At 49.5% G+C, this 26,374-nt stretch carries 18 protein-coding genes; 11 read left to right on the top strand and 7 right to left on the bottom strand.

Translation table 11 applies throughout. From position 1 onward, the window contains the following. Positions 1 to 215 precede the first annotated feature (215 nt). Entirely contained in the window at positions 216 to 674 is a 459-nt protein-coding gene (locus tag Mal48_RS08995) for an acyl-CoA thioesterase (RefSeq protein WP_145198150.1), read from the top strand. Here the strand turns inward: Mal48_RS08995 and truD are convergent. After that, positions 598 to 1,779 carry a tRNA pseudouridine(13) synthase TruD gene (truD, locus tag Mal48_RS08990; RefSeq protein WP_197442190.1) on the bottom strand — a complete coding sequence of 394 codons (1,182 nt, stop codon included), beginning with the start codon at positions 1,777 to 1,779 and terminating at the stop codon, positions 598 to 600. The genes Mal48_RS08995 and truD overlap by 77 nt on opposite strands. Before the next feature lie 175 nt (positions 1,780 to 1,954). On the opposite strand from truD, the gene Mal48_RS23220 reads away from it, so the two are divergent. Next, positions 1,955 to 2,131 (top strand): hypothetical protein, encoded by a 177-nt coding sequence (locus Mal48_RS23220; protein WP_197442189.1) that lies wholly within the window; start codon positions 1,955 to 1,957, stop codon positions 2,129 to 2,131. Positions 2,132 to 3,060: 929 nt separating this feature from the next. On the opposite strand, the gene Mal48_RS08985 is transcribed toward Mal48_RS23220, so the two are convergent. Further along, entirely contained in the window at positions 3,061 to 3,333 is a 273-nt protein-coding gene (locus tag Mal48_RS08985) for a hypothetical protein (protein ID WP_145198146.1), read from the bottom strand. Between the two features lie 155 nt (positions 3,334 to 3,488). Here Mal48_RS08985 and Mal48_RS08980 point away from each other — a divergent pair, with 155 nt between their 5' ends. Then, positions 3,489 to 4,970 (top strand): sigma-54 interaction domain-containing protein, encoded by a 1,482-nt coding sequence (locus tag Mal48_RS08980; protein ID WP_231739965.1) that lies wholly within the window; start codon positions 3,489 to 3,491, stop codon positions 4,968 to 4,970. Positions 4,971 to 5,357: 387 nt separating this feature from the next. On the opposite strand, the gene Mal48_RS08975 is transcribed toward Mal48_RS08980, so the two are convergent. The 3 genes from Mal48_RS08975 to Mal48_RS08965 all read right to left on the bottom strand — a co-directional run bounded on the left by Mal48_RS08975 (position 5,358) and on the right by Mal48_RS08965 (position 9,811). Further along, the gene (locus tag Mal48_RS08975; RefSeq protein WP_197442188.1) at positions 5,358 to 6,683 is read right to left on the bottom strand and encodes a DUF1552 domain-containing protein; all 1,326 of its coding nucleotides are present in this window, start codon (positions 6,681 to 6,683) and stop codon (positions 5,358 to 5,360) included. Positions 6,684 to 6,799: 116 nt separating this feature from the next. Further along, a complete protein-coding gene (locus Mal48_RS08970) occupies positions 6,800 to 9,415 on the bottom strand; it encodes a DUF1592 domain-containing protein (RefSeq protein WP_145198144.1) in 2,616 nt (871 codons plus the stop codon). A gap of 132 nt (positions 9,416 to 9,547) precedes the next feature. Next, entirely contained in the window at positions 9,548 to 9,811 is a 264-nt protein-coding gene (locus Mal48_RS08965; protein WP_145198142.1) for a MoaD/ThiS family protein, read from the bottom strand. 132 nt (positions 9,812 to 9,943) lie between these two features. Here Mal48_RS08965 and rfbC point away from each other — a divergent pair, with 132 nt between their 5' ends. Beyond that, a complete protein-coding gene (gene rfbC / locus Mal48_RS08960; protein ID WP_145198140.1) occupies positions 9,944 to 10,486 on the top strand; it encodes a dTDP-4-dehydrorhamnose 3,5-epimerase in 543 nt (180 codons plus the stop codon). Further along, a complete protein-coding gene (gene pdxA, locus Mal48_RS08955) occupies positions 10,486 to 11,550 on the top strand; it encodes a 4-hydroxythreonine-4-phosphate dehydrogenase PdxA (protein ID WP_145198138.1) in 1,065 nt (354 codons plus the stop codon). The genes rfbC and pdxA overlap by 1 nt, the downstream gene beginning before the upstream one ends. A gap of 145 nt (positions 11,551 to 11,695) precedes the next feature. Here pdxA and Mal48_RS08950 read toward each other — a convergent pair whose 3' ends face one another. Beyond that, positions 11,696 to 12,979: a lactonase family protein gene (locus Mal48_RS08950; protein ID WP_145198136.1), complete on the bottom strand. Its 1,284-nt coding sequence runs from the start codon at positions 12,977 to 12,979 to the stop codon at positions 11,696 to 11,698. A gap of 448 nt (positions 12,980 to 13,427) precedes the next feature. Between Mal48_RS08950 and Mal48_RS08945 the strand changes: the two genes are divergently transcribed. Then, entirely contained in the window at positions 13,428 to 14,459 is a 1,032-nt protein-coding gene (locus tag Mal48_RS08945; RefSeq protein ID WP_197442187.1) for a lactonase family protein, read from the top strand. Positions 14,460 to 14,554: 95 nt separating this feature from the next. Here Mal48_RS08945 and Mal48_RS08940 read toward each other — a convergent pair whose 3' ends face one another. Beyond that, positions 14,555 to 15,379 (bottom strand): formylmethanofuran dehydrogenase subunit C, encoded by an 825-nt coding sequence (locus Mal48_RS08940; protein WP_145198132.1) that lies wholly within the window; start codon positions 15,377 to 15,379, stop codon positions 14,555 to 14,557. A gap of 299 nt (positions 15,380 to 15,678) precedes the next feature. Here Mal48_RS08940 and Mal48_RS08935 point away from each other — a divergent pair, with 299 nt between their 5' ends. The 5 genes from Mal48_RS08935 (at position 15,679) to Mal48_RS08915 (ending at position 26,183) form a co-directional block, all read left to right on the top strand. Then, positions 15,679 to 17,139 carry a DUF1501 domain-containing protein gene (locus Mal48_RS08935; protein WP_145198130.1) on the top strand — a complete coding sequence of 487 codons (1,461 nt, stop codon included), beginning with the start codon at positions 15,679 to 15,681 and terminating at the stop codon, positions 17,137 to 17,139. A 472-nt stretch (positions 17,140 to 17,611) separates the two neighbouring features. After that, positions 17,612 to 19,126, top strand: a complete 1,515-nt coding sequence (locus tag Mal48_RS08930; RefSeq protein WP_145198128.1) for a hypothetical protein — start codon at positions 17,612 to 17,614, stop codon at positions 19,124 to 19,126. A gap of 77 nt (positions 19,127 to 19,203) precedes the next feature. Next, complete coding sequence (locus Mal48_RS08925) at positions 19,204 to 20,091, top strand: carbon-nitrogen hydrolase (RefSeq protein WP_145198126.1); 888 nt, start codon at positions 19,204 to 19,206, stop codon at positions 20,089 to 20,091. 48 nt (positions 20,092 to 20,139) lie between these two features. Further along, on the top strand, positions 20,140 to 22,899 hold the full coding sequence (locus tag Mal48_RS08920; RefSeq protein WP_145198124.1) for a PD-(D/E)XK nuclease family protein: 2,760 nt from the start codon (positions 20,140 to 20,142) through the stop codon (positions 22,897 to 22,899). Then, positions 22,896 to 26,183, top strand: coding sequence for a UvrD-helicase domain-containing protein (locus tag Mal48_RS08915; protein ID WP_145198122.1), 3,288 nt, complete (start codon positions 22,896 to 22,898; stop codon positions 26,181 to 26,183). Before Mal48_RS08920 ends, Mal48_RS08915 begins: the two co-directional genes overlap by 4 nt. The last annotated feature ends 191 nt before the right edge of the window (positions 26,184 to 26,374 follow it).

Genomic DNA, 26,374 nt, shown 5'->3' with positions numbered 1-26,374 from the left:
GAAAATTGACAAGTTGCTGAAACCTGACTTGTGTCACGTTGAGAGTTTGTTCATATGTCTTCTCAACTTGCAGCGTCACAAAACTGCCCGTCAGCGACGACCACTTTCTGAACGACGCTGAAGAAAACAGAGACAACTGAAAAGCAGTATGATACTGCTCACGAATAAACATTCCACTCTCGAAAAAACATTGCCTCACCGCTGGAGACGTCATCATGCCCGCTCTATTTTTGTTTAAGCACGAAGTGACCGAGACGGACATCGACGGTCAGGGACACGCCAATAACATTTCGTATCTAAAGTGGTTGCAGAACGCCGCAATCGCACATTCAGACGCACAAGGTTGGAACACGAGCCAGTACAAGAAGCATGGTTGGGCCTGGGTCGTAAGGTCGCACTTCATCGAATATCGGCGACCTGTTTTTCAGGGAGATGCAGTCGTCATCAAAACGTGGGTTCAGGACATGAAGAAGTATTCATCGCTTCGAAAATATGAAATCCTCCACAGCAAGACTGAAAAACTCATCGCCCGGGCAGAAACGAACTGGGCCTTTGTAGCAACGGAAACAGGCCGATTGATCGCGATCCCCGAGATCGTCAGTTCTGCATTTGAGATTCCGCAATCATCAAACGCTTCACTAGCATCGTTGCGTAGCAACCCCGAGGCAAAGTGAATTGAACATTGAGTTTCGCCAGCCCCGGAGAGAGTTCATCCTCCCCAAACTCAGACTCCAGATCAGCAACGGGAATCATGGCTGCTCTCGAAGCCTTCGGAAAAAAGCGGTCTCGCGGATGCCGAACTTTGAGTTCTTCCAGTTTCCAGCCTTTCTCAGCTAGAGACTTTTCGACAAGCGGACGCAACGATTCATCAAGGTTTTTAATTCGTGCCGAAGGCAATGGAATTTCAGCAGCATGAAGAGTTTTTCTCTGCTCGGCAGTCATCGTCGTAGGTAAACAGAGTTCGCCTGTCTTCATCCGAAATCGTATGAGCTGATCATCAGTGAAAGCTTCCTGGAAAAGGTTATTGAGGATATGGTTCCACAAATCACTTTGAAATGCAGTTAAGTAGAGTCCACGCATTTCTGCATTGACACAAGCCCAGGCACCTTTAAAGTCATCTTTTCGGTCATCCAGAAACGTGATTATACTTCGACGATGTGATCGACTGAGTTTCTGTTTGCAAAGCTTCCAATCGCCCCAGTGTTGTCGCAAAATGTCTTTCTGCTCTCGTTCTTCTCCGTCATCCATCGGATGTGGTTCCGCAAAACTCAGCCGCAACGCTTCTTCGTAATCGGCTCGTATCCAATGTTCAGCGATAAACGGATGTCCCGGAATCCAGGAACCAAATCGTTGATCGTCAAAATAATTCGCCAACCCTGTTGCTCCAATTTGTGGAAGCGCTTCTTTCGCAGAGTGAACTTCATCAGCAGAGAGGGACCGGAGAACTAAGCTGAAGCGATTCCCTACAATGTCCGTGGCAACAGTGGCTCTTGATGACTGTCCCAGGTACTCAAGTGAAACTTGATGATCTTCGAAGTTTCGACTTGGGCCATCAAAGATCGTAATCACTTGAGACGTGATGGCATGTCGATCTTTTAGACCGGCATGCGCCAACTCTTTAGGTGAACGCTTCCACTGAATGGCAATGCTCTTCAATGCGTCGAGTGTGTTCCAACCCGTTTTTCGCATTTCGTAAACGCCGTATTTTCCGTCACGTCCAATTGGGATCGAATTAATTTCTTCGACGCGAAAATCAGCAGCTTGAGTTCGAATTTTCATCAAGATGTCTTTTTGTTCATGAGTCACGAAAGTTTGAAAATCTTTGAAGGATTTTGAAACAGCTTGACGTTTTTCAGTTGGCGAGTTTGTAACTCCGGTGTATAGTCCGTTTCGCCTGACTCTTTCTGTCATGCGCACATTGATAACATCTCATCCGGTTCTACGGAGACAAACTGTGCAAGAACATTTGATCGAACTATCCGTTGGCGAAACGATTCATGTTGGCGAGTATACAGTGACAATTGTCTCTGTCGAAGGTGATGGGCTTTGTTTTGAAATTCTTGACGACGGACAAGCTGAGATCGATGAAAGTTTTGCAGGTTCGGAAGACATTCTGGCCAACGTCTGCTAGAGCATTCTCAATAACGATGGCATTGCGACCTTTCTCTGTATCAGAGATAGGAACAGCAAGTTTCGAGACCAGTTCTAAGGCATTCTGAAAGAGTGTGCGATCTGTCTCGCGGAAAAGAGCGAGTCACCGGATGAAAAGCTCTCTTCCCGGACACAGAGACTCCGCATAGTGAACCCCACAAGAGTTCTACCTCTCTCTCGTTTGGAACACCTCGCTCACAAACCGTGATCACAATCCGTGAATGCTGTTCCGACGTCGCTACGCAAACATTGCCTCAGGGGACATCTTGAGTAGGCAAAACAATAGCGTTCCAGATCTAAAGCAAAGCTAAGCTAGAACATCTTTCGAATTGGTTTGCAGGATCTGCCTCGTGGCGAACAGCTTTTTACTAGAACCGGTCCGTAAACCTCTGGAGCTACCGCTTTTCTCAATTCTTGAGAGAGCAATTTGGATCCCCCCCCCAAATATTCCTGCGCCAAGCTCGCAGACCACCCAATCCCCCAACGGTCAACGCCAACGCCCAGCGTGACTTATTCCTACGCTACAGCATGTGTGAAAGATCCACCAAAAGGGGACAGAGCAGAGCGCATCTCGACTGGAGAGGCCGAGGCCATTAATTGACCGGAGTAAATGCCTTCGCTCGCCAGCATCAATCTCTTCAATTCGAACTCCGCGTTCACGAGCTGCTAGCGTCCACGGAAATCGTATTCCAGACTTTACTCGTGGAGTTCAATCTCTTACCAGAGAAACACACGTCATGTGAACCGGTGTTCATATCCAGACGTTCCATTGGCCTGCGCCCCGCCAAGGTCGAGACATTTCGGTGGAAGCAGAACCTCGGTAGATGGATTTTCTGGGAGAGTGGATCTATCTCATCATCCTGCTTGTTTGTAGCCAACCCACAAGTCTGGAACCTCTGCTCCCTGAGTTCATAGCTCTTTTGACTTCGGTATCCTCGCCAACTTTTGGAAGCTCTGCACAGTTCCTTGTTGCATAAAAACAACATTGAGTGTTGCCGCATGATGCCTTAACGCGACGTTGACGTAGGTCACCATTGAAATTCCCCTGTGACTTTCGACCTCTTTTGCAAGTTCTTTAATCGCTGAAAGACTGCTCTCAAAACGAGTTTCATCTGGAAATACGAGTCCATTTACGAAGGATGCGCCGGGGCGTTGTTCAGCGTTGTCAAAAGAATTGAACATGATTTCGTTTCTGATCACCGAATTCGGACTCACTGGCACTGAAGTTGATCATTAAGAGATGTTGACTTGATGTGAAGGCAGCCTGACAGACTGTTTCACATCGTACGCAGCTCTCACATCTGTTCTGTCGCAAGTTACATCGAAAGAACATTCCGATGCCTCGACTCAAACTCTTTTTCTCCAGCCCCGACGAAAATTTTGGGAGCCAACTCCGAAACGTTCTTGAAAAAGACTTCGACATCATGGTCTCCACACACCTCTCGAGCATCTTGCCGTTGCTTGTTGATGAGAAGATTGATGTGTTGGTGACAGATCAGCGTTGGGAACTCAGCGATGGAGCTGTCATCGACCGGGTTCTGAATCACTTACAGCAGAGCTCTACACAGACGCTGTCATTGGCTCTTGTAGGGAACGAAGTTCCTGTGCTGCTTCAGCCTCACATCGATTCAAAACATGTCGAAGCCCTCAGCGGGATCATTACTGTAGAATCGGTCATAAACAGACTTCAGCGTTGCCTTGAGCAGAAGTACGCCGAAGAACAAGCTCCGGTTGAAGAAGAGGCTTCCGCGACTGCATCGCCGCATGCAAGCACAGCCGAAGCACCAAAGCCCCCACCTACGATCGTCACAACTGGATTCGGTGAAGCTGTGTTTCCCGGGATCACGCGGAACTTTGAAACGCGTTCACCGGAAATGAAACAAATGCTGGAAGACTTGATGGTCGCTGGCTCTCACAATGTGACTATCTTGTTGATTGGGGAAACCGGATCGGGGAAAACATTTCTCTCGAACCTCGTCCACGAAGCGTCTCCTCGACGAGATGAACCATTCATACATGTTGCCTGCGGAGCACTCCCGCGCGACCTGATCGAAAGCGAACTCTTTGGACATGTCAAAGGATCGTTCACCAGTGCACATGCTGACAAAGAAGGCAAGTTCATCGCTGCCCGGAAAGGAACGATTCTCCTCGATGAAATCGATGTCCTTGCTCCGGAACAACAAGTCAAGTTGCTGCGGGTCATCGAGACAGGAGAGTTTGAGCCGGTCGGCTCGAACCAGACATTTCAGTCACAAGCCAGACTGGTTGTCGCCAGTAACCTGGATTTGGAACCGCTCGTTGAACAGGGGCTATTTCGACCAGATTTGTACTACCGATTAAACATGATGAAATTCGAATTGCTACCACTGCGAAAGCGGAAAGTGGACGTCATTCCGATGTGCAAGATGTTTATCAAAAAGTTTCAGGAGAAACATGGGATTCCGATTCATCGTGTCGACGATTCGCTCTTCGATTCGATTCTCAGCTATCCCTGGCCAGGAAATGTGCGTGAACTCGAACACGTCATGCAACGAGCGGTCATCTATTGCAAAGATGGCATCCTAAGCCGAGAACATCTCCCGCCAAACATTCTTGCCGGTCAGGTCGGGCCAACAAACGACCCGTCGGTCCGACTAGGACATCAAAGTCAGAAGGATCATGATCGCTCTCTTGAACAAAAAGTCGCGTGCAGCGAGAAGGAGATCATTGAGCAAACCCTCTTCAAGAACAATTTTTCGCGAACCAACACCGCTAAAGAACTCGGTATCAGCCGAGTGACCCTCTACAACAAAATGAAGAAATACAACATGATGAAGTGAGTGATCCAAACCACTGTACGAGTGGAACCCATCGGTTCAATTCTCGAAAGCAGGGTCATAGAGAGCATCGAAACGAGCTAGACCAGAAGAAAGCTGAATGCAATAGATCGACGCAGCTCACACATCGAGTACCCACAAGGTTCTTTGAGCAGCTTGCTCTACCGTGTGCCCGTGAAGAACGCGTTTCGCTAATAAAAATACTGTTCGCCACGAGGCAGAACCTGCAAACCAATTCGAAAGATGCGCAAGAATTCGTCAGCTCGTAGAGTTTAAGAAGATCTTCTTCTGATAAAGCAGAGCCGACTTCTTGTGGTAGACGTAAAAACCCTGCACCGAATCGAAGTTCAGTGCAGGGTTTTCTGTAGAGCAGTATTGTCAGTCTTACCGTTATGACAATTGATCGAGCCGTCCGGTGCTGTCACCAAACTCTTTGACTCCAGCGTTCATTCGATCGAGCATCGACAAGAAGAGATTGTTCATCGGTGTCTCTTTCTCGTACTGAAGATGTCGCCCCGTTTTCACTGTCCCGCCTCCCTGACCAGCCAACAGGATTGGCAAATCATGGTGAGTGTGCCGGTTGGCGTCACTGATGGCAGAACCGTACAGCAACATGGAGTTGTCCAGCAGAGTTCCATCACCTTCTTTGACGCTCTTCATCCGGTCCAGGAAGTAGCTGAACTGTTTGACAGAGTACTCATCAATTTTTTGCAGGTTAGCAACCAGGGCTTCATCATTCCGGTGATGCGAAATCTGGTGATGCCCGGAGTTGACTCCGATTTCTTTGAACCTTCGGTTGCTACCAGAGTTTGCAAGCATGAAAGTACAGACGCGGGTAGTGTCTGTCTGGAATGCGAGCACCATCAGGTCGTACATCATTCGTACGTGCTCTGCCCAATCTTTCGGAACACCTTCGGGAATCTCGACATCTGGACGTGCGAGATCCGCTTCAACTTCAGAACGTTCAATTCGCTGTTCAATCTCACGAACACTTGCGAAGTATTCATCCAGTTTTCGCTGATCATTGCGCCCAAGTTTATTCTTAAGCTGCTTCGTATCACTCGCTACAAAGTCGAGAATACTTTTGCGATAGAAGTTCCGTTCTTCCATCGCCTTTTGATCTTCGCCAGTTCCGAACATCCGTTCGAAAACCAGTTTCGGGTTCACTTCCTTGGCCATCGGAGTTTGAGGGCTTTTCCAGGAGATGTTGGAAACATACGCACAACTATACCCTGAATCGCAACGACCGGCTTGCCGTCCCGGTTCGATACCAAGTTCCAGTGATGGAAGTTTTGTTTGAGATCCGATTTTTTCTGCCGCAATTTGATCGACTGAAATGCCGGCTTGAATATCGGCACCGCTCGTTTTCCTCGGTTGTGCTCCGGTCAGGAATGCTGCTGAGTTGCGCGCATGGTCACCACCTCCATCTCCGTTTGCACGGGCTTTGGTTTGAGCGAGTCCTGAAAGAACAAGCATGTCCTTTTGATGCTTCTCCAACGGCTTGAGTGTTTTGGGAAGTGAGAACTTCTCGCCGAGTTCGCCAGGAGTCCAGTCCTTCATGATGGCACCGTTCGGGAAGAAGATGAATCCCATTCGGTTTTGCACAAGTTGCTCAGGCGCTGCCCAAGCTGTGTTTGGAAGCATTGCGTCCAGAACAGGCAAGGCAAGTGTTGCACCAACACCTTGAAGCATCGTTCTTCGTGAAATCGGTTTCATTGGAATACCTTTCAAATCTTCACTGTCGTGTATTACGACAGAGACCAGCTATTAAGACGGAGCCTTCGCCGCAGTCCTTACATTGAACGTCGGCTGATTGATCCGTTTTCCTTCAACTATTTGTTGTTTCGACGCAGTTGGAACGGCGCCGACTGAACGATTCCGGTGATAAGCACAGAAAATCGGTCATCACTATCGAGATCGGTCATAATCTTGTCGATAGCGCATCGATCATAGTATTCTAGTCCTCGTCCTAGCGCATATGTTAGCATTTTTTCTGCTACGCATCGTCCGAACTCTGTTTTTCGGCCTCGAAGAACAGCAATCATCTCTTCTGGACCGTTAAACGACTCACCATTAGGGAGAGTCCCGCTGGCATTGACTTCAAATTTTCCGTCTTGCGTTCTCCAGCGCCCAATGGCGTCAAAGTTTTCGAGCCCGAAACCGATTTCATCCATGGTGACATGACACGCTGCACAGCCAGGATCTTTCCGGTGGAGTTCTAATTGTTCCCTGAAGGAAAGGTTCGGATTCGCCGATTGTGTCTCTTCAATACCAGGGACCGTTGGGGGAGGATCTGGTGGAGCATCGTTGAGAAAGTTTTCGAGAACCCACTGTCCACGCTTCACGGGTGAAGTCCTGTCGGGATAGCTCGTCAGCGTCAAAATACTGGCATGTGTGAGAACCCCCAACCGCTGCGAATCCTGAAATTCAACCCGGCGGAAATTCTCCCCTTTGATATTTTCAATCCCGTAAAGTTTCGCCAGCCGCTCATTCAAGAATGAATAGCGACCATCGAGCAGGTCGTAGAGACTTCGATTTTCATGCACGATCGAACCGAAGTACAACTCCGTCTCTTTCCACATGTCCAGGCGAAGTTTCTCATTAAACTCGGGGAAGAGTGCAGTATCTGGAGAGACTTCGTTCGTCGTCAATTTGCGAAGACCTAACCACTGCCCGGAGAAATTTTTCACAAGTGCTTCGGACTTCGGGTCAGCCAGCATCCGCTCGGTCTGTTCTTTCAGAATTTGCGGCTCATGGAGACGGTTTTCTTTTGCGAGTTGAAACAACTCTTCATCCGGTAAACTACTCCATATGAAATACGACATACGAGTCGCGAGTGCGAAATCGTCTAGTTGTTCCATCGTACCGACTTGTTGCCGACTCTCTTCAACACGGAAGAGGAAGTGCGGTGAGACGAGGATCGCCTGCAAGCCAATACGCATTGACTCTGCGAACGAGGCTCCTCGTTCAGACGCCATCTCGACAAACGACACGTATTGAGAAATTTCCGCTTCTGTCACAGGTCGTCGAAACGCGCGTGGCAGAAACTCTCGAAAGTTCGATTGAGCAGCGTGAGAAACTGAGACACCGTTTTCAGGGAAGACCTTGAGCAGCGAGTTGGACTCACGTACCGAATCAGGAATACCGAGTGGCCCCTCAACTCGAAGGGACCTCACTATCAGGTTACGGTCTTTTCGCTTCTCTGCTTTGGGGTTATAGAAGTCGTTAATAAAGGCAGCAGAAAGCGTTTGCTTTCCTGCACTCCCTTCGAATTCCAACTCGACCAGATTCTCTTCTTTGTGTCCTTGAATCTCTTGAACCTTCAGGACACGCTCATCGAGTTTCAACTCCATCTTCGCGAGTTCGTCCCCCGCTTGATCTGCTGAAGCCTTGATGATTAAGCGATAAGTTCCGTTCTCTGGAAGATTAAACTGATGGTAAACGCGCCCTCGGGAGACAATTGCTTTACTTCCGTCTCCTCGACTTGAGACAGCACCTTCTTCTTTCAATTCCTTCCCGAATGCTCGCTTCGAAAAGTATTTCGGGTGCTGGGTGATGATCGCTTTTTCTGCGACTTGCTCAGCGGCAGTCAGATATTTTTCAATCAATAACGGGGGGACGGAAAGGACGTCACCGATGTTGTCAAACCCGTAACCGACATCGTCAGAAGGAAAGTCGTCTGCAGGTCTGAAATCGACGTTTAAAAGATCTCGGACAGTGTTGTTGTACTCCGTCCGATTGAGTCGCCTTGCAGTGACACGTCCGGGATCATGCGGGACGGAACAATCGATAAAGAAGAGCTGATAATCGATCCAATCAATGATCTTCTGGTTCTCGTCTTTTGACGGTTGATCTGAATCGGCTGGGGGCATCGCGCCCAGTCTGACAAGTTGTTGAACTTTCGTCCAAATTTCCCGATCACGCTTGATGGAATCACCATCAGGGTAGCGGTCAAAACTAAAGTCGCCTTCTTGAAAGTCCTCACTATGGCAATCAAGGCAATATTTCTGAAAGAAAGGTTTAATCTCTTTATCGAAGTCGATTTCGGCAAGTGGATTCAGTTGATCAGCTGCGACAATCGTTCCGCGGTCAGAATCTCCATGATCCGAACGGAACCAGAACGTGAAGAATCCAAGCAAGAACACAATCCCGACACAAGATGCGGCCACAACCGGATAGACCGATCGTTTTTGTCGCCTTTTTCGTTTCCCTCGATTCTGCTTCCTGACCGGCGTTGGTCGACTAGAAGCAGTCTGCTTTTTGCCAGGTCGTTTTCGAGCCGGCATCCGACCGGACGATTTCGCAGGTTTCGCGGATTCCTTGGGAATGTTTGCAGGTGCGCGAAACGGCTGTCGACACTCTTTGTTGGGACACAAGCCTTTTTTGCCAGCATCCTCGGTGCGGAGCTGGAACCGGGAACCACAATGTCGACAACGGACACGAATCAAGGACTCACCAAATTCGGAAGGAAGGTAATCGACTTAGATTGAGGAAGGCAGCATGCAGAGACTAAGTCGGGAAGATCTCAACCAGCATTATACGCATATTTCAGCTGTTTTGTCGAATTCTTCTTGTTTAATTCAGCCGCCCGATACAGAAGGGACGAAGTGAACTTCACTCTCGGGAGAGACTTTTTCCAGCATTCCATGGCTTAAAACACGCGAGTCGACGGCGACAGATAACCCTTTTCGCAGTTGTCCGTCTTCACAAATCTTCTCACTGATCCCTGGGAATTTTTTTTCCAATTCTTCAATCACTTCCCGGACATTCCCAGCTGAAACAACAACGGATCGGACATCTCCAGTATGTTTGCGTAAAGAAGCCGGGATAAAAACAGTCGGCATCGGAATGCTTTCTTAAAATTCAATTCGAAGCGCTGTTGAAGTTAACTTGAGTTGCCAACGACAATACAATTTTCATTTTCCGATATTGATTCAATTTCTTCAACAGATCGCTTACATGGGAATCACTGAGACATGGAGATCACTGAGCTAAGCATTCCAGATGTCAAACTGATTCAACCGAACGTTTTTGGTGATCAACGAGGTTTTTTTCTGGAGCTTTACCATCAGGGTACCTTTCGCGATGCAGGTTTACAGGCCGAGTTTGTTCAGGACAACCTTTCGCGGTCGCAACAAGGCGTGTTGCGTGGTTTGCACTTTCAAATCCAACACCCACAAGGCAAGTTAGTAACCGTCCTGTCCGGTGAAGTTTTTGACGTCGCTGTGGATGTTCGCAAAAGTTCGCCGACATTTGGGAACTGGGTCGGTCAAATTCTCTCCTCGGAGAATCGACGTTCAATGTACATCCCCGAGGGGTTCGCACACGGATTTCAAGTTCTTAGTGAATCGGCGGACTTCTTCTATAAATGCACAGACCTGTATCATCCAGAATTTGAAAGAACGTTACTCTGGAACGATCCTGACATCGGAATCGAATGGAGCCTCGATCAACCACCAATCCTTTCCGAAAAAGACATCGCGGGAATCCCGTTGTCTCAGCTTGAATGTTTTAATTGATGACGAGCACACAACAGAATCACCATGGGCTGCAGAAGAAACCTGTCGTTGCACTAACGATGGGGGACGTTGCGGGTGTCGGACCAGAAGTTGTCGCTGCGGCAGTTGTTTCGACGGATGTTCAGCAACGATGCACTCCAGTCGTCGTTGGAGACCCGCAGGTTTTAGAACGTGCCCTCAAACATTACGAGAATGCACCGCAAGTCCGCGTCGTATCTCATCTTGATGGGATCGCTGAAGAACGGGACGACGATGCCATTTCGTGTTGGAACCCCACGAACGCAGAGACTGCGTCTGTTCCAATCGGGAAGTTGCATGCCGCTGCTGGGCAGGCAGCTTATGACTGGCTCGTGGCGGCGACTCAGGCAGCACTAGCGAACCAAATCGATGCCATCGTGACCGCTCCATTGAATAAAGAAGCTCTTCACCTCGCCGGACACCACTATCCCGGGCACACTGAAATCTTGGCAAAGGAGTGCGGTGTTGAAGACTTTGCGATGATGCTTTATTTGCCAGCGGGAGAAGTCGTCAGCGGTCCGTACGGTCTCGGCGTCGCACATGTCACATTGCATACTTCCATTGCCAGCGTCCCTGATTTGCTTTCAACAGAAGCGATTGCCGAAAAGATTTCTCTGATTGCTTCCTTTCTGCAGCGAGTTGGATGTCAAGCCCCGCGAATTGGAGTCTGTGCTTTGAACCCACACGCTGGAGAAAACGGGCTGTTCGGGAATGAAGAAGCGACACTCATTCTTCCAGCGGTCGCACATGCAACTGAAACTGGTATCAACGCCATGGGACCGTTTCCAGCAGATACACTTCTTCAGCAAGCAGTGGCGGGGCGATACGATGGAGTTGTTGCGATGTATCATGATCAGGGTCACATTGCTCTCAAACTGATCGCGTTTCAACGCGCGGTGAACGTGACACTTGGGTTACCGATTGTTCGCACCAGCCCCAGCCACGGAACCGCCTTCGACATCGCTGGCAAGAACCTCGTGGAGACAGCCGGCATGGTCTCCGCGATTCGAACGGCAGTTCAACTTGTTCCTTCAAAAAGAGTTTGACCTGCCAGGCAGGTCAAACTCTCCTCAATGCTTTGAACTGACTTTCCCTGCGGCTTTCGCCGTCCACACCGTTGTACTCTTCTAATGCGATAGCACTTTAAATGGAAAATCGCACATAACCACGAGGCGGAACGCCTGCATCATTTCAGGAAGACTGCAAATCCACAAAGACAAGATGCGATGGATTCCCGACTGGTACGTACTGACCTGTGAACTTCAGTCCGCCTGTTTTTCGATTGACTTTAAAGACCGCAACGCTGTCTGCCCGTTGATTACAGCAATACAAGAAACGACCGGTGGGATCGAAACTGAAGCTGCGGGGGTAGTTGCCTCGCGTCCATTCTTCTCCAGTGAAACTCAGTTTCCCATCGGGGCCGACTGCAAAGATTCCGATACTGTCATGCAATCGATTGCCGGCGTAGACAAATTTCCCGTCGCTCGAAACCAGAATCTCTGAGCAGAAGTTGCTCCCTGCAAATTCTGGCGGAAGAGTGGAAATGGTTTGCCGCTCTGACAATGTCCCTGACTTAGAGTCGTAATCGAAGAAGACAATTGTTGAGCCTTCTTCTTGAATGGAATAAAACCATTTTCCATTCGGGTGGAAATGGAAATGGCGTGGTCCATCGCCTGGTGGAAGTGAAACGGTCGCCGTATCGTTCGGTGTCAGGCGGCCAGTCTTCTCATCGAACTTCCAGACGTAAATTAAGTCGAGCCCCAAATCGACATGCAAAACGTAACGTCCTGACGGATCTGATTGAATCATGTGAGCATGCGTTCGATCGTGGCCGCTGAATGCAAAGCTTCCCCTAGGTGCATTGGTGGCACGAGTCGGGCCGATCTTCCCGGAATCAACTTTGACATCCGTCGCTTTGCCGAGTTGTCCATCTTCTTGAATTGGTAGAACAGCAACAGATCCGCCGAAGTAGTTGGCGACGAACAAGTATCGTCCTGATGGATGAATGCTGACATAAGTTGGCCCGGCGCCTCCCGATGGAACTGTATTAAGAAGAGTCAGTTTCCCATCGGACGGGTTGATAGAAAAAGAACTGACAGTCCCTTCCTTCGTCTTCCCGACATGGTCGGTTTCGTTTGCGGAATACATTCGAGTACCGTCAGCACTCACTGCTAAACAACTTGGGCTCGTCCCCATTTCAACAACACCGGCCTCAGCCAATGCACCGGTTTGACGGTCGACCTGAAAGAGATGAATTCCTCGCCCGTTCCCCGGCGGAAGATCGACCTGTGTCGGTAACATATCTTTAAGAGGAGCGCTGAAGGTCCCGACGTAGGCCATCAACGGTTTCTTTCCATCCGTTGTCTCTGCGCTGAGCGTTTTCGCCAACAACGAAGATGTCCCAGCTGCGACAACGGAGCTCTTCAGAAAGGAACGGCGAGAGATTGGCTGGAGTTTATTTGCGTCTTGGCTCATAATTCAGAAACTCTATTTGAAAGAATTGATTCTAGGTGGAGGATTTTGAGATGACCGACAGGGGAGGGCGGTTCGCCATCTTCGAGTCAGAAAAATTCCTTGTCAACTATCACCAGGGACATTTCTTACCGGTAACTTTGAAACATTGAATTGCAAGCCAAACACAACAGACTGTTCGCTGCGTTTTTTTCCTGGCAACGAAGACCTGATTCCTTGGCACTCTGAAACGCGAACAAAAGAGAATTGGGAATTTTTGTCGAACCACTTACAAGAACCTGCCAAACTCAAAACCGTTAGCACGCACCAGTATCGAATCAAAGATTGAGTCTCTCAACCTTCGATTCACGATCAGCACGTTTCAACCAGCGAAACAAACCTAGACGTACAAACCCGAGAGCGATACCTCATGAAGTTGATGATCACTTTTCTTGTTTTGACAGTATCCACAATGAGTCATTTACACGCTGGCACTTATGTTTATGTTTCTGAAAGCCAGGACAACACCATCGGAATTTTCTCACTCGATGAAAAAAAAGGTGAACTCTCTCGCATTGGAGAAGTTGAATTCGAAGGAACACCCGGTTGCCTGAGCCTGAGTTCAAACCAAACTCGAATATACGCATCGATCAGATCAAAAGGTGAGTTTGCCACACTCTCTTTTGATCCCAAAACCGGCCTGCTCACCCACCTCTCCAGTGTCCCCAGTGCAGGAAGCGCAGCTTACATTTACGCAGACCGGGCTGGAAAATGGTTACTCGCTGCTTATTACGGGGAAGGCCTTGTGACAGTGAGCAAAATTAAAGGTGGAGAAGTGGCAGGCCAACCTGTGCAGAGAATCGTGACCGGGCAAAAAGCTCACTGTGTGCAAACCTCCCCCAACAACGATTTTGCATTTGTTCCTCATGCTGGAGAACTCAACAAAGTCCAGCAGTTTCGATTTGATGCAGAGAAAGGACGGCTTCGGTTTAATGATCCGACGACTCTCCCCGGAGCAGAAGGGGCAGGTCCGCGACACATGCAATTCCACCCAAACGGAAAGTGGGCGTATCTGGTCAACGAGCAAAGCAAGAGCGTGACTCATTGCCTGTTCAACGAAAAAACCGGGCAACTGGAAAAACAGAAAACAGTCTCGACACATCCAGACGGATGGGATCTCTCGCAGGGATCGTGCGCTGACATTGAAATCAGTGCTGATGGCGAATTTCTGTATGCTTCTAACCGAGGGCATGACAGTATCGCACAGTTCAAAATCGACTCAACATCAGGAGAGCTGACACCACTCGGTCAGGTCTCGACTGCCAAGACACCTCGCTCATTCAATTTGATTCCTGGCAATGAAGACTATCTTGTCGCAGCGGGGCAGGGTTCGAACACCTTGGTTGTGTATCGCCGTGATGCAGCGACCGGCATTCTCACCAAGCTGAAGACCTATGAATGCGGTAAAAGCCCCGCCTGGGTTCTTGGTGTTCAATTTCCCTAAGACAGGTTCTGTATTCCAGATGACACCTGTTGCAGCAGGCATTGCACCGAAAGCTTCTACCGTGAGCTTCTCCTGTGAGTTTTTACAGTTCCGTCTTAACTGACGTGCGTAAAGATTTCGCCTTTGCCGAGTTCCAGTAGATCGCCGCAATAGCGTTGATAATTCGCAGCCAGACACTCTTCAGGAACGGGAAATCCCGCTTCCTGAAGATGTCGGAAATAGAGTTGTAAGAACAATGGTTGATAAAGACTCGCCTTTTTGAAAGTTGGCAGAACCTCTGGCTGTCCGCACGGTTGACACAACGCAATTGTCCCGCGCTTCATTCCAGCACCATTGCGAATTCCCGGTTCCCCGAAAATCATTATCGATCCGGCAATCATCCCGACACCAGCGGCATCGCCAGCATTCCCAGCAACGGCGATCAATCCGCGACGCATGGTGTGACCTATCTCGTTTCCGGCGTTTCCATCAATGAGAATCTCGCCGCCGAGCATTCCTTTTCGTCCACCGCGATACACCGCCCCCGCCAGGTTTCCGACGTTGCCATGTACGTGAATGGCCCCACCCCGCATTTCCGCGCCGAGCCAATCACTGGCATCACCGTGGAGAATGATCTCACCACCGGTCATCTCAGCACCGAAATGCATGCCGACATTTCCTTCGACACGGAGAGTCCCGCTTGAGTGATGAGAGCCAATCAGTTTGATTTTGTGGAGGTTTCCCTCCCAGAGAACCGTATTGTCGTCGGTTGCCGATCCGGAAACATCGAAGAAATCGCCACAAGGGACCTTTTCATTTCCACGAAAGACAAGAGTCTTAGCAATCGTCTTCGCTGACTGCTCTCGCATCGTCTTGAGGTTCAGCGAATTAACCTCTATCGGAATCGAGGACTCAGTATGAAGGCGAATTCTAAGGGGCATTCTGGTCGCTTATTCAAGAACGTGGCTCATAAAAGAACATCAAAAACCGTTTGTACTTTGCTTCTTCAAGGTTCGCAACTGGACTTGAATCGCAATCCTGTTGATAATATGAATGAGATCGAAGAAGCTGTCCCGTTGAGGGAGTGTCTATTTCAGTCGCATCTCCCAAAATGAATTTAGAACCGCTAACAATACCTCTGAAATCGTTTTGATTCACTGGGCTTTCAAGCCCACGCGCAGGTTTTGTTAGAACGAGTTAATCTCTTTATCAATAAATTTCGTTGCACTCAGAGGAATTCATGTCGAAGCCACAAAATTTCTGCGGAAGAACTCGTCGCGAATTTCTTTGGCAAACCGGAGCAGGATTTGCCGGGACGGCACTGGCAGGAATGTTAGATGAGGACTTCTTTGCGAAACAGTCTGTCGCAGCCGATGGTGTCACTCAGTTCGAAAACCCGCTAGCTCCCAAACAGCCACACCACGATCCCGATGCCACGGCATGCATCTTCCTGTTCATGTATGGCGGTCCCAGCCACATGGACACCTTCGATTACAAACCCGAAATGTATGGAAGAGATAACCAGACGGTCGAAGTCAAAACATTTGGTCGCGGCGGACATCGCAATCAAGGACGTTTGATTGAACCTCGCTGGAAGTTCAAACAGTATGGAGAATGCGGAAAGTACGTCAGCGACTTATTTCCGCATCTCGGTGAGCAAGTTGACGACATTGCCTTTCTTCACTCAATGACAGCAGACAGCCCGATTCACGGATCTGCGATGTTAATGATGAACTCCGGGAAAGTTCTGAGTGGTTCACCTTGCCTCGGATCTTGGTTGAACTACGGCCTTGGAACAGAAAACAGCAATCTCCCCGGATTCACAGTCATGCTTGATCCACGCGGCGGGCCAATTTCCGGTTCGCAAAACTGGAGTTCGGGATATATGCCAGCGTCGTATCAGGCGACGGTCATGCGATCCAAAGGCGATCCCATCCTGAACCTGAAACCACCTCAAGGAATGTCCGTCGAAGCACAACGAGCAATGCTCGATACGCTTCGAGAATATAACGACGAACACTTGAATTCCCGCAACGACAATTCCAATCTTGCAGCCCGGATTGCGAGTTATGAACTTGCATACAACATGCAGGCTCATGCCCCGGAAGCGGTGGATATCGCCGAAGAGACAGAGGCGACGCAAAAACTTTACGGGATGGACAATCCGACCTCTGCACATTTCGGTCGACAATGTCTGCTCGCGCGGCGACTTGTTGAGCGTGGTGTACGATTTATTCAAATCTACTCAGGGGGAAATCATAACGATGACAACTGGGACGCTCACTCCGACATGGAGAGGAACCACAATCTTCACGCTGCCGAAACTGATAAACCGATCGCTGGCCTTCTTCAAGACCTGAAGCAACGCGGACTTCTCAGCAAAACACTGATTGTCTGGGGCGGAGAATTCGGACGTCAACCGACGGCTGAATACGCGAAAGGAACTGGACGAGATCATAACTCGTATGGTTTCACAACCTGGATGGCGGGCGGTGGTATCAAGGGTGGCGTGAGTCACGGCTCAACGGATGAACTCGGCGCAGAAGCCGTTGAAAACCGCCTTCATGTTAAACACATGCACGCCACAATTCTGAACCAAATGGGACTCGACCCCAACCGTCTCAGCTACTTCTTCAGTGGCCTCGATCAAAAACTTGTCGGTGTCGAACCAGTACAACCCATCAAGCAAATTATCAGCTGACGGAAACCGTGTCAGGAAAAAATCAGGCACGCCATAAAAGCCGAAGAATCGTGTAAATTTCGTTCTACATGGAAGGGCCTTACAACTACTCTGTAGCCTGCTGAAAAGTCAAAGAGGAATCCCATAGCAGATTTATTGAGCCGAACGACTGAGAAAATTTGGTGCTTGAATTTGCATTAAACCGAAGTCAGCTTCAGCGCAATAACCATTGAGGATTCAATTCGAGTGAGAGATGTTGGAGCAGTCTTTCATTCCAGCTTTTACCTGCTTTGGTCAAGCCATTTTTGGAATCAGACTCAAATTCACGTTTTTCAAAGAAGAGCGGGCAAGTTCTTTTCTATTCGTAGAATTCGCTCCCTCCGTGGTTACAATCCACGGTTACACTCCACAAAACAGACGGGTCAATTCAGTAACCTTGATATCGACAGCCAGCGAACTCACCAGATCTTTGAAAGAGCCAATGATGTCTTCCATGCGTTTGATGATCTTACTCACATCTCTGACTCTCATCGCTCAAGAGAGCTTCTCGCAAGATGCCGATGCAGAGCAGGCCACTCATGCCGGGTTCGCCGAGCGGGACATTACCCCTGAGATTGGAATGGAACGACCGGGGGGATACAGGAAAATCTTCCATCGCAGCTTACACGATCCATGCAAGGTCCGAGCTGCGGTGTTTGATGATGGCACAAACCGCGTCGCGATTGTTTCGGTCGACGCATTGTTGGTCCGGCGCGAAATGGTTCTTGCGGCTCGGAAGCGGATCGAAGAAAAATGCGGAATCCCAGCCGGCGCCATTCTTATTCATGCGACGCATTCACATTCATCGGGGCCGACCGGAATGATCTATCCGGGAGAATTTGACCATGCTTCTGAACTCGTTCAGGAATTGGCCTACGAAAAATCATCCGCCGCTGACCCAAAATATATCGTGCGTGTTGAAAATCAAATTGTCGACGCCGTTTGCGCAGCGAATGAAGATCAACGAAGTACTCAATGTAGTGCTGGAAAAGGAAAAGCAGAAGGAGTGGCATTCAATCGCCGGTTCCGAATGACGTCAGGCCTCACTCAAACTCACCCTCGCCCCGGAAATCCGGGCATCATCGAGCCAGCCGGCCCGGTCGACCCGGAAGTGGGAGTGATCGGTGCCTGGGATGCTGAAGGCAACTTGACTGGCTGCATTGTGAATTTCGTCTGCCACGCAACCGCCAGCCCTGGGGGGATTTCTGCAAATTACATCTATTATGTAGAGCAGGTCATCCGAGGAGTTTTCGGTGATGAAGTCGTCGTCGTCTTTCTCGCTGGAGCCTCTGGAGATGTAACCCAAGTCGAGAACATGACGAAGTACCAACGTCGTAAAGCGGAGCAGTCCTCTCGATTCGTTGGAGGAACCGTAGGAGCAGAGGCCGTAAAAGTGCTCCTGCGAGAAGAACCTGGAACACTCACACCGATCAATTTTGACTCAACTCTGCTCAAAATTTCGCGTAGAACACCTCGCCCAGAGCGTGTGACCAAAAGTCTGGAACTCGTCAAAAAACAACCGGCTGAAGTCGGTGCAACAGAGTGGGCATTTGCTAAAGAGATCGTCTTGCTCGATGCACTTCTAGAGAAAAAACCTGTTGCAGACGTCGAAGTGCAAGCGATTCAGATTGGTCCTGTCGTCTTGCTCACCGATCCAGCGGAGTTCTTCTGTCAGTTCGGACTGGACATCAAAGCGGGCAGTCCGTTTCCGCTGACTTTCCCGGTTTCATTGGCGAACGGTTGCGTCGGATATGTTCCGACTGAAGAATCCTTCGGACCACGCGGCGGCGGTTATGAAACGAGATTGACGGGTTACAGCAACCTGGAAATCACTGCTGGACAAAAAATGGTCGACGCTGCAGTTGAACTCTCAAAGAGACTCAAGCCGGGAAAAATCCCGACCCGACCTTTAGAAGCGGAGTTCACCGCTCCCTGGACATATGGAGCGGTTCCTCCAGAAGTCGATTAACTGGCTCAAGCAAATCATGAAGAAGATTTCGAAACTCCCAGTACACGAAGCCAAACAAAGCTGAGATAATCACTCTGATGCCAATTCAGTCAAGAAATGTGAACGTCGCGCTCATTCAACGAGCAGCGACTCTCGACCCGACGGAAAACCTGCAAGCGACCATCGCTGATATCGAGCAGGCAGCCAAGCAGGGGGCACAAATCGTTTGCACACAGGAACTGTTCCGGTCGCAGTATTTTTGTCAAAGTGAGGACCATGCGAAGTTCGACTTAGCGGAAAAAATTCCCGGTCCAAGTACGGAAGCGTTTTCACAACTCGCAAAAAAACTCGGGATTGTGATTGTCGCTTCGCTCTTTGAGAAACGCGCAGCTGGTCTTTACCACAACACGGCAGTTGTCCTTGATGCCGATGGGGCGTATCTGGGGATGTATCGCAAGATGCACATTCCTGACGATCCATTGTTTTACGAAAAATTCTACTTCACTCCCGGCGACCTTGGTTTCAAGATTTTCGAAACGAAGTTCGGCAATGTGGGTGTGTTGATTTGTTGGGACCAGTGGTACCCGGAAGCAGCTCGGTTAACGGCACTGGCAGGTGCTGAAATTCTGTTTTATCCGACAGCAATCGGTTGGCACCCTACTGAAAAAGCGGAATATGGCACCGCGCAACACGACTCTTGGGAAACGATCCAGAGAAGCCACGCAATTGCAAACGGCGTCTATGTGGCTTCAGCCAATCGCATCGGACACGAGGGCGATCTGGATGGGGGAATTGAATTCTGGGGACAGAGTTTCATTTGCAATCCAAGTGGGACCATCTTGAATAAAGCAAGTGTCGATCAGCCAGAGATTTTAATGGCTGAGTGTGACTTTGCGATGCTCAATGAACAACGAACGCACTGGCCATTCTTGCGAGATCGCCGCATCGATGCGTATAGCGACATCACGAAACGCTATCGTGATTAAAACGATTCCGCTCACTTTCACTGAAGTCAGAATCTCACGGACACGAGAATGAACAACGAACGGCTATTTCTCGACTGGTCACAACCAGCTCTGCCAGCTTTTGTCGAGGAGCTGATCAAACGCTACCGAAGCGAGCGAGAAGTAGACCTCTCAAATGTCATTGTTGTCTTTCCCGGTCGACAGGCGGGGCGACGTTTTCTGGAAATTTTGACAGACAAGTCGGCAGGTGAAGCAATCCCGCCGCGAATCATTACCGTTGGAACGCTCCCCGAGTTTCTCTATCTCCCAAAATTCCCATTCGCCTCACCTCTGACCCAGAAACTCGCCTGGGCGGAGGCATTGAAAGGGCTTCAGCGAGATCAGCTGGAAGTGGTCATTCCGCAACCTCCTGAAGATTATGATGTCGATGCCTGGTTGCGACTTGGTGAACTTCTTCGTCGACAGCATCGAGAGTTGGCCGCCGATGGCCTGAGTTTTTCCGACGTCGCTGAGCGTGGTCAATCGCTTGAATCTTTCAACGAAACTGATCGCTGGAACGTTCTGGCAGAAGTCCAGAAGAGATATCTGCAACAATTGGATGAAGCAGGGCTCTGGGATCAGCAAACGGCTCGCTTATTTGCGATTAAACATAACGAATGTCGAACAGACTCCGAAATTTTCCTGGTCGGAACAGTGGACCTGAACCACACATTGCAGTCGATGCTGAAGCAGGTTGCCGAGCATGTTCACGTTGTGATTCACGCACCGCCTGAAGAATCCAGCCGATTTGCACCACTCGGAAATTTACAGCCGGGTGAATGGAATGACTTCACAATTGAGATCGACGAATCGCAAATCCAAGTGGTCGATGGACCACAAGAGCAGGCAGAACAGGTCGCCTTGGAGCTAGAAGCTTGTGGAGCGGACTTCTCCATCGATGAAATCACCGTAGGTGTCCCGGACGACCGCATCGTCCCGCACATCGAACGATATCTGGCAATGTCCGGGATCTCAACGAATTGGGTCATTGAACAGACACTTCCACAATCGGGGCCGTATCGGCTGCTGCAATGTGTCTCAAGTTATCTGGAAGCGGACCGAACAGACCATTTCTCGGAATTGATCCGACATCCCGATCTTTCAAGTTGGATCAGCCAACAAGACTTACCCGACAATTGGTTAACCTGTTGGGACGAGAACGTTACGGAGCATCTTCAGCGTCGTACACAGGTCATCTTAGGATCAGGTCGATCAGCGAAAACCGCTCGTCAACTTGTGAGCGTGATCGGCGATCTCCTTAAACCGTTCCAAGAATCTTCGCGGCCACTGGCTGATTGGGTGGGACCACTGCGAAAATTTCTGTTGCAGGTTTACGGAGGCAGAGATTTAAATCCAGATGTTCAAGAAGACCGCTTGCTGCTTCAAGCAACGCAAAAAATCCACGAAGCTGCACTGGAACACGGACGCGTCCCGGCAGCTCTTGAGCAAGTCGTGACCGCACAACAGGCAATCGAACTAACATTGGACGAACTTCGCAGCGAATTTCTCGCAGCGCCAGTCGATGATCATGCGGTTCAACTTTCAGGTTGGCTCGACCTTCCGCTAGACGATGCCCCTGTCGCAATCTTAACCTCAATGAACGAAGGCTTTATTCCTTCTGCCGTCAACCATGACCTCTTTTTGCCGAACCGCTTACGAACACATTTAGGGATTGAAGATAACCAGCGACGCTACGCACGTGACGCGTACGCAATCAGCGTCCTTCTGCACTCTCGAAAGCGAGTGAAGCTCATCGCTGCCAAGCGTGACGCTCGTAAAGAGCCACTCACTCCCAGTCGCCTGTTGTTCGCAGCTTCTCCTGAAAAAGTTGCACATCGTATCGTACGTTTTTTTGACGATCACGAGGAAGACTTACCAACAATCAAAACAGGACTCTCCACTCAACGAGAAGACCACGACTTTCGAATTCCAAAACCTGTCAAAATGGATGAACCGAAGCGGTCGTTCCGCGTCACAGAGTTCAAAGATTATCTGGTTTCGCCATATCGATACTACCTGCGTCACGTCTTAAAGCTGGGCGAAGTGAGCGATTCCGTCGTCGAGCTCGATCCCGCAGGTTTTGGATCGTTGATCCACGATGTATTGCAAGGGTTCGGACAAAGTGACGAAACCTTACAAACCGATCCGGTACAAGTCTCCGGGTTCTTGAACAGTCAGCTCGACCAACTTGTTAACAAAAGATACGGCAGTGACCCGCTATTCCCTGTCCATATTCAGGTTGAACAAATTCGCCATCGATTGAACATCTTTGCGCAATGGCAAACCGAATGGGTTCGCCAAGGCTGGGAAATAAAACACACCGAAATCGGATATGGAAAAAACACAACACTCAACCTCGCTGACGGGTCAGAAATCACATTACGTGGAAGAATCGACCGTGTTGATTATCACCCAAAGCTGAATGAATGGGTCATTTTCGATTACAAAACCAGCGACAAAGCGCAGTCACCTGAACAGACACACCGATACAAAGATGAATGGGTCGACCTACAGCTTCCGTTGTATCGACATCTTGCGAAGCCATTTGGTGTGCAGGGAAAAGTGAGACTGGGTTACATCACGTTACCGAGAACAACACCACAAATTCGAGATCGGATTGCAGAATGGAGCGAAGACGAGTTGAAAGAAGCGGATGATGTCGCTCGCAAGATAGCAGAGAACATCATCAATGAAGAATTCTGGGTTGAACTCGACAAGCCGATTACCTGGTTTCAGGAATTCTCCGGCATTTGTCAGGACGATGTATTTGGCAGGGAGGCGGTCGTATGAGTCACTCACATCAACGCAGCTTGTTCGACGACGAAAAAGAGATCGTCCAGAATCAACCAGAAACCCCTTCACCGCTTCAATCAACGGAGCCACACTCATATTTGCCGGAAGCCGACCGCAAACTGGTTATCCGAGCCTCTGCGGGAACGGGGAAAACGTTTCAGCTTTCCAACCGATTTCTCACATTACTTCGAGGCTCGACACCAGACAAAATTCTGGCTTCAACATTTACGCGGAAAGCAGCAGCGGAAATTACTGACCGGATTCTCTTGCGGCTTGCGCAGGCGGCTCTCGATGATGCTGATTTTCAGAGTTTGAAATCATTCACCGGATCGCCCGAAATTACTCAGAAGGATTGTTTGACTCTTCTGAAAGTGTTGACGCAAAATCTGCATCGCTTGCGAATCAGTACGCTTGATGGTTTCTTCTCGCGGTTGGCGGGCTCCTTCTCTTTAGAGTTGCGTCTTCCTCCCGGTTGGAGGCTCATGGACGAGATCGAAGCTGAGCACCTTCAGGATCGGGCGATTGATCATGTCCTCCGAGAAGGAGAGCTTCAAGAGCTAAAAAACCTGATGCACCAACTCGATAAAGGGAGCGTGCGGAGAAGTGTGTATCAGTTGATCTCAGAACATATCTCGCAATTCCATGAAATCTACTTGAGAACAGATGCTCAAGCATGGAAACAGTTCGGGAAGATCCAGAGTCCCTCATCCGATGAATTGGAATCGATCGTCGCCCGATTAGCTGCAGAACCGATTGAAAATTCCCGTATGGAAACCGCTCGCAATGGCGACATTCAGCGGATTGAAGATGAAGAATGGCCAGCCCTTTACAAGACCGGACTACTTTCCAAGGTTTTGGGAGATGGCAAGTACCATCGTAAAGAGATCCCAGACAACTTAAAGTCGCTGTATTTGGAATTGGAGAAAATTGCTCGGGCCAAATGGCTTGCACCATGGGCTGTGCAAACGGCGGCGACCTACGAACTGATTGAAAAATATGATCGAGTTTACGAGCAACTCAAACGGGAAACGGGCGGACTTCGTTTTGACGACCTCACGCGACGGCTGGCACATTCACTTTCAAACCGATCCACTTCCGACCTCGCACATCGGCTCGACGGAACGATTGACCATGTTCTACTCGACGAATTTCAAGACACCTCGGTCCCGCAGTGGAGTGTGATTCGTCCGTTTGCACAGGACACAACAACCGGCACCAATAAGTCTTTCTTCTGTGTTGGAGATGGAAAACAAGCGATTTACGGTTGGCGAGGCGGAGAAGCAGCCATCTTCGATGCCATTACTCAGCAACTGGAAGATGTCGAAGAGCGGCCCCTCAACAAGAGTTTTCGCTCTTCACCAGTTGTCATTGAAACTGTCAATCGAATTTTTCAGGGGATCGGAAATCACGATGGTTTCGGAGAGAACCAGGCGGTCTTAAAAAGATGGAGCAACGAATTTCCGAAACATGAAACCGCGAGAACAGAACTTCCCGGATACTTTCAATTATTGACCTCTCCAATTCCCAAGGATATGGAGCCAGGAGACCGTGATCAATCGCGGGTCGACGCCGAACTCAATCAGTTCGTCGCCAACATGATCGCTGATCAACTTAAAGTTGCTCCGACAGGAACGATCGGTGTCCTCACACGAGGGAACGCCAAAATCGGGGAGTTGATTTATGAACTGAATCAACTCGGAATCGATGCGAGCGAAGAGGGTGGTAACCCACTCGTCGACTCAGCAGCCGTCCAGTTAGTGTTGGCGCTGTTCCATCTGGCTGATCATCCTGGTGATACGATCGCTCGCTTTCACATTGTGAACTCTCCATTGGGTGCGATTGTCAATCTGGTCAATCATGAAAACGACCGAGCCGCTCACCTCTTCTCTGACCAATTCCGAAAGCGGATTTCCCAATCAGGATATGGAGAGACAGTCCACGAATTGACCGGACAACTTGCGCAACACTGCAATCGACGGGAACTCCGTCGGTTAATCCAGTTATCCGCACTCGCCAACGAGTTCGATACCATCTCACAATCATTGCGGACATCTGAATTCGTCGAGTTCGTCGAAAAGCAAAAAGTACAAGAACCAACCGACTCTCGCGTCCGTGTGATGACGATTCACCAGTCGAAAGGGCTTCAATTCGATACCGTCATCTTCGCAGAGTGCGATGGACTCATGACGAAACCGCCGAAGTATCTCTCATACACTCCCAAACCGGGAGAACCTCCAGAAGCGGTCGCACTGTACCAAAGCCAGGAATTCCAAGATCTATTCCCCAAGAAACTGAAACTTGCACTCGCACAAACGACAGACAAGGCAATTGTCGAGTCGCTGTGCCTGTTGTATGTCGCGTTGACACGAGCAGTCCACAACCTTCAAATCATCGTGCGACCGCGAACAGCAAAAAGCGCTGAGAAAACACTTCCCAAAACTCATGCTGGGCTCATTCGTGCCGCTCTTGCCCCGACTGCACAGCTGGAATCCAACGTTGTCCTCGCTGAGGCTGGCGACCCGGCATGGTATCAGTCGTTACCACAACTCGATTCAAAATCGGAATCGCCTCCTCCTCCCAGAGAACTCAACATTCAATTCAAACAGTCGGATCAGTCACGACGCTTGCCTCGCGTTGCTCCTTCAAGCAAAGAGGGAACGAAGCTCGTTCAATTGGAAAACATCTTGCCAACCGGCGATTCAAAAGCTGTCGACAGGGGAACACTCTTTCATGCCTGGATGGAGCAAATCGGCTGGCTTGATGATGGAATTCCCGAGGACGAAATTCTCCTAGGACTTGCCACACAACTTGGAATCCAAGGGATCGACCTTGAACAGTCGCTTGCAGAATTCCACCAGTCAGTGAGTCGTCAAGCTTTGAAATCTCTGCTGTCAAAGCGTCCCTATCTGTCCGCCGAAAGCATGAATGTCTCGGAAGAGACAAAGCAAGAGATTCTGCAAGCTCCGGTCGATGTCACGTTTCGAAATGAACGAGCTTTTGCTGTCCGAGAAAATGGATCGCTTTTGACTGGCAGCATTGACCGACTCGTCACAATTTCCCGAGATTCAACTGTCCTTGCGGCTGAAATTATCGACTTCAAAACCGACGCTCTTCCCAATGATCTCATCGCAATCAATGATCGAGTCGAATACTACCGCGGGCAGATCCAGGCGTATGTTCAGGCAGTCTCGAATTTCTATAAGATCTCACCACAACAAATATCATCGAAGCTGGTGTTACTGAAACTTGGACGTGTGATCAATGTTGATGTGGAGGGTTGATGTGGAGGGTTGATGTGGAGGGTTGATGTGGAGGGTTGATGTGGAGGGTTGATGTGGAGGGTTGATGTGGAGGGTTGATGTGGAGGGTTGAGCAGCCTCACGAGAACAGTTTGCACTACCGTGTGCCCGTGAAGAACGCATTTCTCTCTTAAAAATGCTGTTCGCCACGAGGCAGAACCTGAACACCAAAT

This window comes from Thalassoglobus polymorphus (assembly GCF_007744255.1).
In the GTDB taxonomy this organism is placed as follows: Bacteria; Planctomycetota; Planctomycetia; order Planctomycetales; family Planctomycetaceae; genus Thalassoglobus; species Thalassoglobus polymorphus.
Note: the sequence above shows the minus strand (reverse complement) of the source record. Positions and strands in the feature narration are given on the sequence as shown.

What these genes read in the sequence shown, in the direction of transcription:
- Mal48_RS08985 (WP_145198146.1), bottom strand. Translation starts at nt 3,333, where the DNA reads ATGTTCAATTCTTTTGACAACGCTGAACAACGCCCCGGCGCATCCTTC.
- Mal48_RS08945 (WP_197442187.1), top strand. Translation starts at nt 13,428, where the DNA reads ATGAGTCATTTACACGCTGGCACTTATGTTTATGTTTCTGAAAGCCAG.
- Mal48_RS08995 (WP_145198150.1), top strand. Translation starts at nt 216, where the DNA reads ATGCCCGCTCTATTTTTGTTTAAGCACGAAGTGACCGAGACGGACATC.
- Mal48_RS08920 (WP_145198124.1), top strand. Translation starts at nt 20,140, where the DNA reads ATGAACAACGAACGGCTATTTCTCGACTGGTCACAACCAGCTCTGCCA.
- rfbC (WP_145198140.1), top strand. Translation starts at nt 9,944, where the DNA reads ATGGAGATCACTGAGCTAAGCATTCCAGATGTCAAACTGATTCAACCG.
- Mal48_RS08950 (WP_145198136.1), bottom strand. Translation starts at nt 12,979, where the DNA reads ATGAGCCAAGACGCAAATAAACTCCAGCCAATCTCTCGCCGTTCCTTT.
- Mal48_RS08940 (WP_145198132.1), bottom strand. Translation starts at nt 15,379, where the DNA reads ATGCCCCTTAGAATTCGCCTTCATACTGAGTCCTCGATTCCGATAGAG.
- Mal48_RS08965 (WP_145198142.1), bottom strand. Translation starts at nt 9,811, where the DNA reads ATGCCGACTGTTTTTATCCCGGCTTCTTTACGCAAACATACTGGAGAT.
- Mal48_RS08925 (WP_145198126.1), top strand. Translation starts at nt 19,204, where the DNA reads ATGCCAATTCAGTCAAGAAATGTGAACGTCGCGCTCATTCAACGAGCA.
- Mal48_RS08935 (WP_145198130.1), top strand. Translation starts at nt 15,679, where the DNA reads ATGTCGAAGCCACAAAATTTCTGCGGAAGAACTCGTCGCGAATTTCTT.
- Mal48_RS08915 (WP_145198122.1), top strand. Translation starts at nt 22,896, where the DNA reads ATGAGTCACTCACATCAACGCAGCTTGTTCGACGACGAAAAAGAGATC.
- pdxA (WP_145198138.1), top strand. Translation starts at nt 10,486, where the DNA reads ATGACGAGCACACAACAGAATCACCATGGGCTGCAGAAGAAACCTGTC.
- truD (WP_197442190.1), bottom strand. Translation starts at nt 1,779, where the DNA reads ATGAAAATTCGAACTCAAGCTGCTGATTTTCGCGTCGAAGAAATTAAT.
- Mal48_RS08980 (WP_231739965.1), top strand. Translation starts at nt 3,489, where the DNA reads ATGCCTCGACTCAAACTCTTTTTCTCCAGCCCCGACGAAAATTTTGGG.
- Mal48_RS08975 (WP_197442188.1), bottom strand. Translation starts at nt 6,683, where the DNA reads ATGAAACCGATTTCACGAAGAACGATGCTTCAAGGTGTTGGTGCAACA.
- Mal48_RS08930 (WP_145198128.1), top strand. Translation starts at nt 17,612, where the DNA reads ATGCGTTTGATGATCTTACTCACATCTCTGACTCTCATCGCTCAAGAG.